Genomic DNA, 15,823 nt, shown 5'->3' with positions numbered 1-15,823 from the left:
GGGATGGCTGTTCATGATCCATTTTTCACCCGTTAAATCCCCTTTGAGCCTGGCCTTGCTGCTGGCGATCAACACGTTGCCGGCCGTCGCTGCCGACAGCACGGCAAACGAACCGACCACCCAACTGCAACGGGTCGAAGTCACCGGCACCGCGATCCGCCGGGTCGATGCCGAAACCGCCGTACCGGTTACCATTCTGCGGGTCGAGGAGTTGCAGAAGCAGGGCGTGACCACCACTGAAGAGCTGGTCAACCGCATCTCGGCCAACCAGTCTTCGGTGGGCTCCGGGCGCTCGGTGGGGTCGAGCAGTGGCGGGGCGTCCTATGCCGACCTGCGGGGCATTGGCCCGAACAAAACCCTGGTGCTGCTCAACGGTCGACGCCTGAGCAACAACGCAACCAATGCGATCAACGGCTCCGGCGTCGACCTCAACACCATTCCGTTCGCCGCCATCGACCGGGTGGAAGTGCTGCGCGACGGCGCTTCGGCGCTGTACGGTACCGATGCCATCGGCGGGGTGATCAACTTCATCACCAAGACCAGCCTCACCGAAGGTCAGATCAGCACGAACTACGACACACCGACCCATTCTGGCGGCGGCGAAAGCCGCAATTTCAGCGGCAGTTGGGGGTTTGGCGATTTACAGGACGATCGCTTCAACGTTTTCGGCGTGGTGAGTTACGACAAGCAGAATCGCCTGGCCGCCGATGATCGTGGCTACACCTATAACTACCAGCCAGGGCGCGGTCTGGATTACACCTCCGGCACGGCATCGCCCGCCAACTGGAGCCAGGGCAGTAACGCCACCAACTCGCTGGCCGGTTCCGGTTGCAATGCGCCGGGGCTGTTGTCACGCAACGGAATCTGCCGCCAGAGCCTGTGGAACTACCTTGATCTGGTGCCGGAAACCGAGAAGACCTCGGCCTTCGCCAAGGCCACCGGCAAGCTGTCGGACGATCACAACGTCAGCCTCGAGTACTTCTGGGCGCGCAACGAAAACCGTACGCAGATCGGGCCCGGCACTTTGATGGGCAATCAGGTTAATCCTGGTACGGCGTTCTATCCGGGTAACGGCATCACGCCCGGGCCGAGCGGTTTTGCTTTGGACCCGACGCAACCGGTGGACGTGAACTGGCGCGAGACGGCTGTCGGTGCGCGTCAGCATGAGGACGACAACACCGGTCAGCGTCTGCTGTTGAGCTTCGACGGCACGCTGGTCGGGTGGGATTACAACCTCGGCGCGTCGTACAACCAGAACAAAGTGGTCAACACAATTCGCAGCGGTTATGTGAACGACCGTGCCGTCAGCCAGGGCATCGCCAACGGTGTGATCAACCCGTTCGGCCCGCAGACCGCCGCCGGTTCGGCACTACTGGCAGCCAACGAGGTAGACGGCGATTACGCGACCGCAGTGGGCCGGGTCAAGGCGATTGACGGGCGTGTCAGCCGCGAGATCGGCGACTGGTTCGGTGCAGGGCCTTCGGCACTGGCGCTGGGCGGCGAGTATCGCAAGGAAGATTTTCATCAGGATTTCGCTGCGTTTGCCGGCGACGTGCAGAGCCTGGGTGTTGATCCCAACGGCAGCGTACAAGGGGATCGCAGCGTCTCGGCGCAGTACGCCGAGGTCAACGTGCCGGTGCTCGACAGCCTGGAACTGTCCGCCGCCGTGCGCCACGACAAGTACAGCGACTTCGGCAGCACCACTAACCCGAAATACTCGTTCCGCTTCCAGCCGTTCAAGGAACTGGTGGTGCGCGGCGCCTACAGCGAAGGTTTCCGTGCGCCATCGCTGTACGAGTTGTACAACCCGACGTTTACCTCGTTCACCAACGCCAACTACAACGACCCGCGCCTGTGCGCTGGAGGCAACCCGAGCAACGGCGGCATTGCCAACCGCGACTGCGCCCAGCAGTTCAATCGCACCTCCGGCGGCAACACCGACCTGAGCCCGGAGACCGCGCGCAACGTCACCCTCGGTTTCGTATATCAGCCGTTTGATCGCCTGACCACCGGCCTGGATTTCTGGTGGATCGACATCGCCAACCAGATCGCCGAGTTCCCCGAATCGGCGGTGTTCGAGAATCCGGAGCTGTACCCGGAGCGCCTGATCCGCAAGCCCGACGGTTCCATCGACCACATCGTCACCGGGCTGGCCAACCTCGGCAAGATCAAGACCAACGGCGTCGACGTGAGTTTCGACTATCGCCTGCCGAGCACGCTGTACGGTGATTTCGGCATCGGTCTGCAAGGCACTTACGTGACCCGTTATGACTATCAGCAACAGCTCAAGGGCGACTACATCGACAAGCTCGGCGATTTTCGCGGCGGCGACTTTGCCTCGGCCGGCGCCGTGGCCCGTTGGCGTCACAGCCTGACCGGCAGCTGGAACTACGGCCCGCTCGGCGCAAGCCTGACCAACCGCTACACCAGCGGTTACCACGACTCGGATCGCGAGACTCACGATTACGTCGGTTCGTACAACGTCTGGGACGTGGCCGGCACCTACACCTGGCACAAGACCCTGGCGGTGACCCTCGGGGTGAAAAACCTGTTCGACCGCGAGCCGCCGTTCAGCAACCAGACCTACACGTTCCAGAGCGGCTACGACCCGAAATACGGCGACCCGTTTGGCCGCACGCTGTACACGCGGGTCAATTACAAGTTCTGAAAATGATCGGTCGTGGCGGGTTTTAGTCACTTATCGTTCTAAACCCCGCCCTATAAAAAATGCCTGCCTGCTGCACATCCCAGGTAGGCAGGAGGTGTGGTGACTGCTCTGACCTCTTCCCTAGCACGCTCGCTCCCCCAGGGGATTTGTGTTCACCACGAACCTGTGTGCGAGCGGGCTTGCTCGCGAAGAGGCCCTTGGCGTCGCCCAATCATCAGGACCTTGCCAATGCACTTCAGACTCATGCTTTTTGCCGCCTTAGTGTGGTTGAGCCCGCTCAGTTTCGCCGCGCCCCAACACGCCCTCACGGTCTACGGCGAAGCCCCGAAATACGCCCCGGACTTCCAGCACCTGGCCTACGCCAACCCCGACGCGCCAAAGGGTGGAACCCTGCGCCGCTCTTCGCTGGAGAGCGGTCCGTTCGATCACTTGATTCCCTACATCGACAAAGGCACCGGCGTTGCCGACATCGACGGCTGGCTCTATGCGCCGCTGGCCTATCGCAGCAAGGACGAACCTTATAGCGTCTACGGTCTGGTGGCGCAGCAGATGGAGCTGGGCGCTGACCGGCGCTGGCTGCGCTTTTACTTGAACCCCAAGGCACAGTTCGAGGATGGCACGCCGATCACCGCCGAGGACGTGCGCTACACCTTCGAGTTGTTCACCACTCAGGGCAGCCTCAAATATCGCCAGCAGTTTCGTGATGTCGCCGAGGTGCAGGTCGAGTCGCCGACCCAGGTGCGTTTCGTGTTCAAGAACAACGAGAGCCGTACCTTGCCGCTGGATCTGGCGACGTTGCCGGTGCTGCCCGAGCATTGGTGGCGCACGCGCAATTTTGCTGATGGCGCAGGTTTCGAGATTCCGCCGGGCAGCGGGCCGTACAAGGTCAGCGCGGTGGACGCCGGGCGCAGTGTGAAATTCCAGCGGATCAAGGACTGGTGGGCCAGGGATCTGCCGATCACTCGCGGGCTTTATAACTTCGATCAGTTGAGCGTGGAGTTTTTTGCCGACACCGACGTGTCGCGACAAGTGCTCAAGGCCGGCGGCTTCGATTACAACCGCGAGTTCTCCGCCACCAGTTACACCATCGGTTATGCGGGGGCGGCGCTGGAGCAGGGCAAGTTGCTGCGCGAACACCTCGCACCCGGCGCCGCGCAAGGTGCCCAAGGCTTTGTGTTCAATCTGCAGAAGCCGATGTTTCAGGATCGTCGGGTGCGGCAGGCGATTGCCATGCTCTGGGATTTCGAATGGAGCAACCGGCAGATGATGCGCAGCATGTACCTGCGCCAGCGCAGCTTCTTTTCCCACAGTGCGTTGTCGGCCACCGAACTGCCGGATGCCGAAGAGCTGAAAATCCTCGAACCGTGGCGCGGCAAGATTCCCGATGAAGTCTTCAGTCAAGTGTTCGAAGCGCCGCGCACCGACGGCAGCGGCAACATCCGCGCGCAACAGTTGCAGGCGCTGAAATTGCTGGAGGCCGCTGGTTGGAAACCCCGTGGCGATCAACTGGTGAATGCCGCCGGCGAGCCGTTGCAATTCACCTTCCTCAACGGCCAGAAGGGCTTCGAGCGCCTGCTGCTTCCCTTCAAGCGCAACCTGGCGCAGATCGGCATCGGTTTCGATATTCGCCAGGTCGACACCGCGCAATACACCAACCGCGTGCGCAGCCGCGACTACGACATGATCGTCGTCGGTTACCCGGTGAGTCAGGCGCCGGGGCGCGAGCTGTTCAACTATTTCGGCTCCGACGGCGCCGACGATCCCGGCTCCAACAACTACATGGTGCTGCGCGATCCGGCGGTGGATGCGCTGCTTGAAGGCGTGGTGCAGGCAAACAATCGCGAGAGTCTGCTGCGCCACGCCCATGCGCTGGATCGGGTGTTGCAGTGGGGTTACTACTGGATTCCCAACTATTACCCGCCGGGAATTTCCACGGTGTGGTGGAACCGTTTCGGTCGCCCGGCAATTGCGCCGTTGTACGACGCCGGCCTCGACACCTGGTGGGAAATCAGCCCGACCGCGCTGACCGCGACGCAAATGCAGCAACAGCACAAGGAGTTCGCCCATGTGGGGTTATAGCCTGCGGCGTCTGCTGCTGATCGTGCCGACCTTGCTGGCGATTCTGCTGGTGAACTTCGTGATTGTGCAGGCCGCACCCGGTGGCCCGGTCGAGCAGGCCATCGCCCGATTGCAGGGGATCGGTGTCGGTGCGGCGGTGGGTGCCAGCCATGTCGAAAGCATTGGCGGCGAGTCCCGCGCGACTCGGGGCCTGGACCCGAAACTGGTAGCCGATATCGAGCGCCAGTACGGCTTCGACAAAAGTGCCGGTGAGCGCTTGTGGCTGATGCTAAAGAGTTACGCGCAACTGGATTTCGGCAAGAGTTTCTTCCGGGGTGCGACGGTAACCGAGCTGATCTGGCAGAAGCTGCCGGTGACCTTGTCGCTGGGATTGTGGGCGACGCTGATCACTTATCTGGTATCGATTCCGCTGGGCATTCGCAAGGCGGTGCACAACGGCTCGGCGTTCGATGTCTGGAGCAGCGCGGCGATCATCATCGGCTACGCCATGCCGGGGTTTCTGTTTGCGTTGCTGCTGATCGTGTTGTTTGCCGGTGGTACGGCGCTGGACTGGTTTCCGGTGCGCGGGCTGGTCTCGGACAACTTCGCCGAGCTGTCGCTGTGGGGCAAGGTTGCCGATTACTTCTGGCATTTGGTGTTGCCCGTCAGCGCGCTGGTGATCGGCGGTTTCGCGACGCTGACGATCCTGACCAAGAACAGCTTTCTCAATGAAATCTCGCGGCTGTACGTGGTCACGGCCCGGGCCAAGGGCTTGAGTGAACGGCAGGTGTTGTACGGGCACGTGTTTCGCAACGCGATGTTGCTGGTGGTGGCCGGATTGCCTCAGGCATTGGTCACGGTGTTTTTCGGCGGCTCGCTCTTGATCGAAGTGATCTTCTCCCTCGACGGTCTCGGCCGCCTGAGCTACGAGGCGGCGGTGTCGCGGGATTACCCGGTGGTGTTCGGTTCGCTGTTCATCTTCACCCTGTTCGGGCTCTTGATAAAACTGCTGGGCGACCTGTGCTACACGCTGGTCGATCCGCGCATCGACTTCACCGCGAGGACTGCCTGATGCCGACGCTTTCTCCCATCGGACAGCGCCGCTGGGCGCGGTTCAAGGCTCATCGGCGCGGCTGGTGGTCGTTGTGGCTGTTTCTCGCGCTGTTCGGCCTGAGCCTGGGCGGCGAACTGGTCGCCAATGACAAACCGTTGCTGGTGACGTATCAGGGCGAATGGTTTTTCCCGGCGTTCAAGCGTTACACCGAGCAGGATTTCGGTGGTGAGCTGCCGTTCCAGCCTGATTACCGCAGCGCTCAGGTGCGTGAACTGATCGAGGGGCAGGGCGGGCGGATGTGGTTTGCGCCGATCCCGTTCGGTTTCGACACGGTCAACTACGACCTCAGCGAACCGGCCCCGAGCCCGCCCACCGCTGAAAACTGGCTGGGCACCGACGATCAGGCGCGGGATGTGCTGGCGCGGGTGATATTCGGCACACGGGTCTCGCTGTTATTTGCTCTGGGGTTGACAGCGGTGAGCGCGTTGATCGGCATCGCCGCCGGTGCCTTGCAGGGCTATTACGGCGGTTGGGTCGATTTGCTCGGCCAGCGTTTGCTGGAGGTCTGGTCGGGGCTGCCGGTGCTTTACCTGCTGATCATTCTGTCGGGCTTCGTCGAGCCGAATTTCTGGTGGTTGCTGGGGATCATGGCGCTGTTTTCCTGGCTGAGTCTGGTGGACGTGGTGCGCGCCGAGTTTCTGCGCAGCCGCGGGCTTGAGTACGTGAAAGCGGCGCGGGCGCTGGGTGTGGGCGATTCGCAGGTGATCGTGCGTCACATTCTGCCCAACGCCATGAGTGCGACCTTGACGTACCTGCCGTTTATTCTGACCGGGGCGATCGCCACGTTGTCGGCGCTGGATTTTCTCGGCTTCGGCATGCCCGCCGGCAGTGCTTCGCTGGGTGAGCTGATCGGTCAGGGCAAGAACAATCTGCAAGCACCGTGGTTGGGCCTGACGGCGTTCTTCGCCCTGGCGCTGATTCTTTCTTTACTCGTTTTCATCGGCGAAGCCTGCCGTGATGCCTTCGACCCCAGGACTTGATATGCGTGAACATCTGATCGAAATACGCGACCTGCGGGTGGCGTTCAAAGGGCAGGAAGTGGTGCACGGCATCGACCTCGACATTTGCCCGGGGGAATGCCTGGCGCTGGTGGGCGAATCGGGTTCTGGCAAGTCAGTGACGGCCCACAGCATTCTGCAACTGCTGGACCCGCACATCACGCAGATCGACGGCAGCATCCGTTATGGCGGCGAAGAGCTGCTGGGTGTGCACGAGCGCTATCTGCGGCAACTGCGCGGCAACCGCATCGCAATGATTTTTCAGGAGCCAATGAGTTCGCTCAACCCGTTGCACAGCATCGAGCGGCAACTCGGCGAAAGCCTGGCGCTGCACAAAGGCCTGGCGGGCACGGCGGCGCGCAAACGGATTCTGGAGCTGTTGGAACTGGTCGGCATTCAACGTCCGCGCGAGCGGCTGAAAGCGTATCCGCATCAGCTCTCCGGCGGGCAGCGGCAGCGGGTGATGATCGCCATGGCGCTGGCGTGCGAACCGCAGTTGCTGATCGCCGATGAGCCGACCACAGCCCTCGATGTCACGGTGCAACGCAAGATTCTGTTGCTGCTCAAGGAGCTGCAACAGCGGCTGGGCATGGCGCTGCTGATCATCAGTCACGACCTGAATCTGGTGCGCACCATCGCCCAGCGGGTGGCGGTGATGCGCGCGGGCGAAATCGTCGAACAGGCGAGCTGCGAGCAGTTGTTCCGTGCGCCGCAGCATCCCTACAGCATCGAGTTGCTCAATGCCGAACCCGGCGGCGCGGCGCTGTGCCGTGATGCAGCAGAGGATTTGCTCGAGGTTCGTGATCTGAATGTGCGCTTTCCGCTGGGTGGCGGATGGCTGCGGGCCAAGACTTATCTGCACGCGGTCAATGGCATCGATCTGAACCTGCAACGGGGCAAGACCTTGGGCATTGTTGGTGAATCCGGATCGGGCAAGTCCACTTTAGGTCAGGCGATTTTGCGTCTGATCGACGCCGACGGCAGCATCCGCTTCAAGGGTGAGGCGCTTGAACGACTGAGCGGCAAGCAATTGCGTCCGCTGCGCAAACGCCTGCAAGTGGTGTTTCAGGACCCGTTCGGCAGCCTGAGTCCGCGCTTGTGCGTGGAGCAGATCATTGCCGAAGGTTTGCAGGTGCACAGCGACTTGAATGCGCAGGCGCGCGAGCAGGCTGTGATCGATGTACTGAAGGAAGTCGGGCTCGATCCGGCGACGCGTCATCGCTATCCCCACGAGTTTTCCGGCGGGCAACGGCAACGCATCGCCATCGCTCGGGCGCTGGTGCTCAAGCCGGATCTGATCCTGCTGGATGAGCCGACGTCGGCGCTGGATCGCACGGTGCAGAAACAGATCGTCGCGCTGTTGCGCCGGTTGCAGGAGGAACACGGGCTGACCTATCTGTTCATCAGCCACGACCTGGCGGTGGTGCGGGCGCTGGCCCATGATCTGATCGTGATGAAGGATGGCGAGGTAGTGGAGCGTGGCGATACGGCCGGGTTGTTTCATTCAGCCCGGCACCCGTATACGCGGGAGCTGCTGGCGGCGTCGTTTGCCGGTGTGAACGCCTGAAACGACAAATCCCGCCACAGGGGCGGGATTCGTTTGCAGGCTGGCTGCGGTCTTACGCAGGGAACAGCTCGGACAATTTCATCGACAGCATCATGTCGCCTTCAACGCGCAGCTTGCCGCCCATGAAAGCCTGCATGCCGTCGGTTTCGCCGCTGACGATACCTTTCAGGGTTTCGCTGTCCAGCACCAGCGTGCAGTTGGCGTCCGGGTTTTCGCCTTCCTGGATGTCGCAGGTGCCGTCTTTGACGATCAGGGCGTATTGCTTGTCTTCGTCAGTAATGTTGAAACCGAAGACCAGATCCAGACCGGCAGCGGCGGCTGGGTTGAACTTGGCTTGCATTGCTTTTACGGCATCAGCTACGGAGGTCATGGTTCGATCCTTTTTGGTTGATTGCAGCAGGGTCACAGTAATCCGGACTCAGCGAAAGGTGATGAGTTCCGGGGCCTTCAGCAGTTGCAGGTGTGCATGACTGTTGAAGGAAGCCAGAGCCACCTCGCGACCGCGGAACTTCAGCTGGTTGAGCGAGGTGTTGACGATTTGCCAGTTCAGTTCAAAGGCCTGCCGGGCAGGCATTTGAGTGATGAGGTGGAGCAGGGCGGTGATCGTGCCACCGGAGGTGAACACCGCGATTTTCTGGGTGTTGTCGGCCTGTTCGAGAATCCGCTGCAGCCCGGCCTGTACCCGCTCGACGAAACCCAGCCAGCTTTCCAGGCCCGGTGTGTCGTAGGTGCCGGCGAGCCAGCGTTCGATGATCAAGGCGAAGATGCGCTGGAACTCGCCACGGTTTTGCGCGGCGTTACGCAGGATTTCCAGGGCTTCGGGCTCTTCCGGCAGCATGGCCGGGAGCAGGGCGCGGATCACGGCGTCGGCATCGAATTCGTTGAACGCCGAATCGATTTCCAGAGTCGGGACCGGCAGGCCGACGGCGGCGAACTGTTCAAGAGCGCTGTTGGCCGTGTGTTGCTGGCGGCGCAGATCGCCCGACAGGCAGCGGTCGAAGCTGATTCCGAGATCGGCGAGGTGGCGGCCGAGGATTTCTGCCTGGCGTACACCGGTCGGCGACAGGACGTCATAGTCGTCTGCACCGAAGGAGGCCTGGCCATGTCGAATCAAGTAGATGCTGCCCACGTCCGCGTCATCCCGGTACGTTGAAGGTTGTGGCGAGGTTATGGGGATGACGGTGAGCTGTCAATGAAAAAACATACGCTTGTTTGAAATGCCCGTTCCAGCCTTGTTGCCAGAGGTTTCACGGCTGGCCGACGGGCCGGTGCATGGGTATGCTGGAGCCAATTCCCGCGTGTGTTTTACGACCGCGCATCGTTTGAAGGAGTCTCTGTGGAGTTTTTGACTGAATACGCCAGTTTCCTGGCCAAGACCGTGACGCTGGTCATCGCCATTCTGGTGGTGCTGGCAAGTTTTGCTGCATTGCGCAGCAAGGGCCGGCGCAAATCGGCCGGCCAGTTGCAGGTCAGCAAGCTCAACGATTTCTATAAAGGCCTGCGTGAGCGCCTGGAGCAGACCCTGCTCGACAAGGATCAGCTCAAGGCCTTGCGCAAGGGCCAGGCCAAGTCCGAGAAGAAGCAGAAAAAGAAACCCGAGGCCAAACCTCGGGTGTTCGTGCTCGACTTCGACGGCGACATCAAGGCTTCGGCCACCGAAAGCCTGCGCCACGAGATCACCGCACTGCTGACCCTGGCCACACCGAAAGACGAAGTGGTCCTGCGCCTGGAAAGCGGCGGCGGCATGGTGCACAGCTACGGTCTGGCCTCGTCGCAACTGGCGCGCGTCCGTGAAGCCGGTGTGCCCTTGACCGTATGCATCGACAAGGTCGCGGCCAGCGGCGGCTACATGATGGCGTGCATCGGCGAGAAGATCATCAGTGCGCCGTTTGCCATCCTCGGTTCCATCGGCGTGGTGGCTCAGTTGCCCAACGTCAACCGCCTGCTGAAAAAGCATGACATCGATTTCGAAGTGCTGACCGCCGGTGAATACAAACGCACCCTGACCGTATTCGGCGAAAACACCGAGAAGGGCCGGGAGAAATTCCAGGAAGACCTGGACATCACCCATCAGCTGTTCAAGAACTTCGTTGCCCGTTATCGCCCACAGCTGGCGATCGACGAGGTCGCCACCGGTGAAGTCTGGCTCGGCATCGCGGCACTGGACAAGCAACTGGTCGACGAACTCAAGACCAGCGACGAATACCTGGCCGAGCGCGCCAAGCAGTCCGAGGTTTATCACCTGCACTACGCCGAACGCAAAAGCCTGCAGGAGCGTATCGGTATGGCGGCCAGCGGCTCGGTGGATCGCGTGTTGCTGAGCTGGTGGAGTCGCTTGACCCAGCAGCGTTTCTGGTAACAATTGCGCACGCTCGCGAGGTTTTCGCCCCGCGAGCGCGATGCATTTTCAACGCAAGACAGTGCGGTATATAGATATTTTAAAGTTTGATAATGTTGCTGTTTTCAGTGACGAACTCATCAAATAAGCGCGCTGTATCCAAGGGTTTTTCGCCTTTATTCTGAATGTCCACTTCAGAATAAAGTTGTTAAACATGGACGTTGAAAATAGTAAATCAAGTTTGCCTGCCATGACGCCTGATCAACAAGGTGTCTTTTTTGAGTTGTATAAAAAACAGATTCCTTCCTGGTTGCTGACGTCTGCGGAGACGGTTCGCAATGACCTCTACGAAAGTTTGAAAAAAAGTTTTAAGTCGCGACATGCTGCGCTGGAGCAACTGCGCGCACTGAAGTCTCCACAAAGCTTCTGTACGCCGCTGTTGGCCAAGGCGATGAGTGAAAAACTGGGTGAACCTTTCGAGGTCGAGGGAGCGATTTTTCAGCATGTGCGTTCCACCTCCAGCCTTTTGGGCCTGCGCAAGAAACTGGTATTACCCATCGAACGCGATTTACTGATGGCTGCCTGCGAAAATTTCGAATTATCGGAAACGCTGGCCAGCAACTATCACGAACATTCCTTGCTTTATATTCCGGAACAGGTAACAGGGCGATCCAGTCGGGTGTTGTCGATGCGGCCCAACGAATTCGCCAGGCTGTGCCGTTATCTGGATCTTGGCGAGCAATATCAAAAACATGTGAAGACTTTTTTTGGTGGCGGTAGTCAAGTCGCAAGTCTGCAGGCAACTTCGGTAACGTACTCGAAAGACCAGTTTGATGTTGATCGGCACATTGCTTTAATGCGCGGCTACATCAGCCCAGATGTCTATCAGATGCTGAATTCGGTAAAAAACCAGGAGCCGTCGATCAAACTGGGCAACAACACACTTGGGTTTCAAAGCCTTGAAATGCTCGGCGTGACGCTCAGGGGCCCAATGTTCATCGGCCCGGTCAGCGAGCATGCCGACAGCGATTACCGCTGTGTGATCTATATGCCAGGCGATCCTGATCACCCGTTGAAAGAATACCCGTCGTTTCAGAGGTTCGAACTCGAATTGAGCGGGCGTCTGCGTGACGCCCGGTTCCACCGTTTTTTTTCGCGCTTCATTACGATGAAGGATCGTCCGGCGTTCCTTAACGGACTGGATGTAAGGTTGTTGAAAGTCCAGCCGAATCATTTCCCGATCTCCACGACGTATCTGCCGCTGACGGGTATAGATCTTGAAGGTGACGCAAAACAGGATCTGTTTCTGGCGATCTTCCAGCACCGTGCCGCGCAGGTTTGCGCCGACGCTCGTCTGCTGGTGGTGCCGACCGACGACGAAGACGAGAAAACCCGGCTGGCGAGGCTGGACACTTATAAAGCCATCGGGCTGAACACCGTGCTGTTCTTCCTTTCATTTGTCCCGGTTCTGGGTGAAGTCCTGTGTGCCGTGGCCGGCTTGCAGTTGCTCAACGAGATATATGAAGGCATTGACAGTTGGGCCCACGGCGATCAGGAACATGCCGCCGACTGCCTGTTTGACACGCTTGAAAATCTGATCCTGATGGCGGGGTTCGCCGCCGGCGGCGTAGCGGTGGGAAACGTCTTTAAAACCGTGCGCTCGTCGAATTTCATCAAGGGCCTTGAGCGTGTACCGGTGGCTGACGACCTGTCGCAACGGTTGTGGAATCCAGACATGAGCGCTTACCGCCAGCAGGAGTCGATGCCGAGCAGTATGTCGACCGATGCACAAGGTCTGGTCTGGCGCGGCAAGGACGGTTATCTGCCCTTGGGGCCCGATGCTTACGCGGTGCGTCCGTTGAGCGGCACCAGTCTGTGGGAGGTGCATAATCCCACATTGCCCAAACGTTATTCGCCATTGCTTGAGTCCAATGGTGCGGGCGCCTGGCGGCATGACTCGGAGCTGCCTCACGAGTGGAATGCGCTGACGCTGTTCCGTCGGCTGGGCTTTCGTGAAGAACAGATTTCGGACACTCGTGCCGAACAAATCATCGCCGCAACCGGAATCGACGAAGCCGCCATGCGCCGGCTGTTTGTCGAGCGTGGCAAGCCCATGGCGATCCTGACAGATTCGGTCAGGCGCTTTCGTGCGGATATCGGTGTCACCCGGTTCATGGACCAGATGGCCGTTGCTGCCTCCGCGCCGCTGGCCGATGCCGATCTGCAGCTGTACTTGCTGACAGCAAGGGGCCGCTGGCCGCGGGATCTGGCAATCAGCGTGACGGATATCATGGCCAACGAAGTGACCCGATACGGTGGGACCAAAGGCACCCGCGAGGTAAAAATCAATGAAGATCTGATGCGCGACGGCCGGTTTTATCCGCCGTTGCTGGCAGCGCTCAGTGACAGTGAGCGTTCGCATCTGCTGGGTTCCGCCACCGTAGAGCCCAACAATCAGAGCGCGCTGCTCGGGATGCACATTGCCGGGCTGGCGCCCCGCATGCGCATGGCAATGATGGATCGACTGTTTCGGCGCGCGGACGTCTGCGAACTTTCCAGGAGCGAGCCGATCGTCAAGGCCTTTCCGGGGTTGTCGGCAAGCGTCGCCGACGAGTTGGCGCATCATGCCGATGCGCATGAATGGGCGCAGCTTGACGCAGGTACCGTTCCGCTGCGTCTGGCGGAAGAAGCACGGCGATATCAGCAGATCCTGCGTCTGAACCGCGCCTATGAGGCGTTGTATCTGGACGCCGCCAGCGGGCGCGATGCGGATATGTTGATACTCGACACCTTGACGCACTTGCCAGGTTGGCCTGGTGATGTGTTTATCGAAATACTGGATTGGGGTGTATTTGCCGATCAACGAGCCACGATCGGTGCTGACGGCGCTGAACATCAGGCGTTGCTCGAGGCTTACCCTGAACGCTATCAGGGCCTGGATTCGAGCCATGCCGTCGTTTCCAGGCAGCCGGGGCGTACCCGGACGAATTTTTTCCAGGCATTGTGGCAAAGCCTTCCGTCACACAGCCGTAAAGCCATTGGCGTCGATGCGGATCCGGATGGCACGGGCCTGAGAGAAAAAATAACCACGTTGGCACTGCAGCGACGTGTGGCCTACGCCAAGGTGCTGGGAATGGAAGCTCCGCATGCCGATTATCGGTCTCCCATGGGGTTGGCGGACCGGCAAATCGAACAATCGGTTGTGCGGGCAGGGTCGTCCACTCATCCGATGCCGCATCGATCGTCCGTGTTGATGCGCCGTGCCCGACGGCTGTATCCCGCGCATTCAACGGCGCAGATTGAACGCTTTGTGTCGACGCTTGGGACTGACGAAGTGCTGGCCATTCGAAAGCTTGAGGACATGCGTCAGGAATACCAAACAATCCTCGACACGCTTGAGCGATGGGTTCATCGCGAAACGTGGTATCACGACGGCGATGGTAGGAGGCTGAGGGTTCCTGCCGATAACAAGAGGCGGGCGGCGCAGGCGATCCTGCGTGCGTGGCGCAAGGAAAACCAGGCGCCCGCACCTTCCGGTGAGAACTTGTACAACCTTGTTTTCGATGCGGTCCCGCTGGGAAATCTGCCGGTGGTCGTCGGTGATTTCACCCATGTGACGGCGTTGCAGATGAGTGGTGTGGGGGCGAGTTCAGGACTGAATGCATTTCTGCGCAACTTTACCCGGCTGCGAGCGCTGAACCTTTCAGGAAACGAACTGACCCGCATCCCTCAGGTCGTTGCGGACATGTCGGGACTCACAGAACTGGATCTGAGTAACAACGAAATTCGCCTGAGCGAACGAGCAGCGCAGGAGCTGGGTAGCAAAACACACCTGCACTCGTTGAACCTGAGTCTGAATCCAGACTTGGGCCAAGTGCCCGCGTTGGCAGGGATGCGCAATTTGCGCCACCTGGATCTGCACCATACGGGAATCACCCAGTGGCCGGCGGACATCGACGCGCTTACGCACCTGGAAACCCTGGATCTGCGCAACAACAAAATCTCCGAGGTTCCGGATTCTGTGTTCAAGGCGCGCGCCGTGCTCAATCGAGGCACCCATATCGACGGCAACCCGCTGTCCGTGGCCAGCCTTCAGGCCCTTGCCGATTATCAGCGAGTGCAAGGTATCAGCCTGGGTGTGATCACCCCTGACTACCTCGCTACGGTACGACCGGCTGTCGATATGCAGGGTGCCGGGTGGGTCAGCGGGTTGCCGAGGACGCAGATTGCGCGGGCGCAGGAGGTACTGTTATCGCTGTCGGCTGATCCCGATTCCCGGGCCTTTTTCGAGATGCTCATGCAATTGCGCGGGACGGCCGATTATTTCCGAGCCCGCACCCAGCTTGGGCAGCGGGTCTGGAACGTGCTGGAGGCTGCCTGTGAAAACGACAGGCTGCGCCGTGTGCTGTTTCGGATGGCCAGAGAAGGGCGTGTAAGTACTGCCAATGCCACTGCGTTATTTAGCGATCTGGAGGTCAGGGTTCTGTGCTTCAGGGCTTTGGTAGCGGCTCGCACCGGCAGTCAGGCGCTCGAGGGTGATCTGATTCGTCTGTTGCGTGGACTGTTTCGATTGCAGGAGCTTGAAAAACAGGTTGTCCTGGAAACGGCGCGTCGCGCCAGAACGGAATCGCTGACCTTGCGCCAGGCTCTGGATATCAACCTGATTTACCGGGTGCGACTGGCAGAGCGGCTGGAGCTGCCTGCGCAACCGACTGAGCTGAATGTGCGGCTGGACGTCGAGGTCAGCGATGAGCAGATCGATGAAGCCTATCAAAAGGTGGTCAAGGCCGAAAATACTGCGCAATTGGCAAACTCGATCAGCCGGCAGGAATTCTGGGCCGAGTATTTGTGGACGAGTCGTCAGGACGTATTTGCCGAGATTCTGGATCGCTGTGCGCGGGCTTTTTCCCTGCTGGAGTCTCAGGCCAATCTGTCTCGCGAAGCCGCCGCACAGCAAATGACGACAATCTACGACAACTTCAGAAATGAAAGCCTGGAGTTGCGCAAGCAACTGACCAATGCGGCATTGGCACGCCATCCAGGGCTGCCATTGCCGGCCACCTCGGGGCCAACAGATTAG

General features: G+C 59.9%; 9 protein-coding genes. 7 read left to right on the top strand and 2 right to left on the bottom strand.

Annotation, left to right across the window (positions count from 1 at the left end; all coding sequences use genetic code 11):
- Positions 1 to 13: 13 nt before the first annotated feature.
- The 5 genes from K3819_RS16350 (at position 14) to K3819_RS16330 (ending at position 8,405) form a co-directional block, all read left to right on the top strand.
- Positions 14 to 2,668, top strand: coding sequence for a TonB-dependent receptor (locus K3819_RS16350; RefSeq protein ID WP_221397470.1), 2,655 nt, complete (start codon positions 14 to 16; stop codon positions 2,666 to 2,668).
- Positions 2,669 to 2,896: 228 nt separating this feature from the next.
- A complete protein-coding gene (locus K3819_RS16345) occupies positions 2,897 to 4,747 on the top strand; it encodes an extracellular solute-binding protein (protein ID WP_221397469.1) in 1,851 nt (616 codons plus the stop codon).
- Complete coding sequence (locus tag K3819_RS16340) at positions 4,734 to 5,798, top strand: microcin C ABC transporter permease YejB (protein ID WP_085610466.1); 1,065 nt, start codon at positions 4,734 to 4,736, stop codon at positions 5,796 to 5,798. Before K3819_RS16345 ends, K3819_RS16340 begins: the two co-directional genes overlap by 14 nt.
- Positions 5,798 to 6,820, top strand: a complete 1,023-nt coding sequence (locus tag K3819_RS16335; RefSeq protein ID WP_221397468.1) for an ABC transporter permease — start codon at positions 5,798 to 5,800, stop codon at positions 6,818 to 6,820. The genes K3819_RS16340 and K3819_RS16335 overlap by 1 nt, the downstream gene beginning before the upstream one ends.
- Before the next feature lies 1 nt (position 6,821).
- The gene (locus K3819_RS16330; RefSeq protein WP_221397467.1) at positions 6,822 to 8,405 is read left to right on the top strand and encodes an ABC transporter ATP-binding protein; all 1,584 of its coding nucleotides are present in this window, start codon (positions 6,822 to 6,824) and stop codon (positions 8,403 to 8,405) included.
- Positions 8,406 to 8,457: 52 nt separating this feature from the next.
- Here K3819_RS16330 and K3819_RS16325 read toward each other — a convergent pair whose 3' ends face one another.
- Positions 8,458 to 8,775, bottom strand: coding sequence for an SCP2 sterol-binding domain-containing protein (locus K3819_RS16325; protein WP_007959502.1), 318 nt, complete (start codon positions 8,773 to 8,775; stop codon positions 8,458 to 8,460).
- A 48-nt stretch (positions 8,776 to 8,823) separates the two neighbouring features.
- Positions 8,824 to 9,534, bottom strand: coding sequence for a histidine phosphatase family protein (locus K3819_RS16320; RefSeq protein ID WP_221397466.1), 711 nt, complete (start codon positions 9,532 to 9,534; stop codon positions 8,824 to 8,826).
- A gap of 207 nt (positions 9,535 to 9,741) precedes the next feature.
- Here K3819_RS16320 and sohB point away from each other — a divergent pair, with 207 nt between their 5' ends.
- Positions 9,742 to 10,764 (top strand): protease SohB, encoded by a 1,023-nt coding sequence (gene sohB / locus K3819_RS16315; RefSeq protein WP_039768836.1) that lies wholly within the window; start codon positions 9,742 to 9,744, stop codon positions 10,762 to 10,764.
- A gap of 193 nt (positions 10,765 to 10,957) precedes the next feature.
- Complete coding sequence (locus tag K3819_RS16310; protein ID WP_221397465.1) at positions 10,958 to 15,823, top strand: dermonecrotic toxin domain-containing protein; 4,866 nt, start codon at positions 10,958 to 10,960, stop codon at positions 15,821 to 15,823.

The organism is Pseudomonas sp. 3-2 (genome assembly GCF_019710535.1).
Lineage (GTDB): Bacteria > Pseudomonadota > Gammaproteobacteria > Pseudomonadales > Pseudomonadaceae > Aquipseudomonas > Aquipseudomonas pharyngis.
This window is presented reverse-complemented; position numbering and strand designations above follow the sequence as displayed.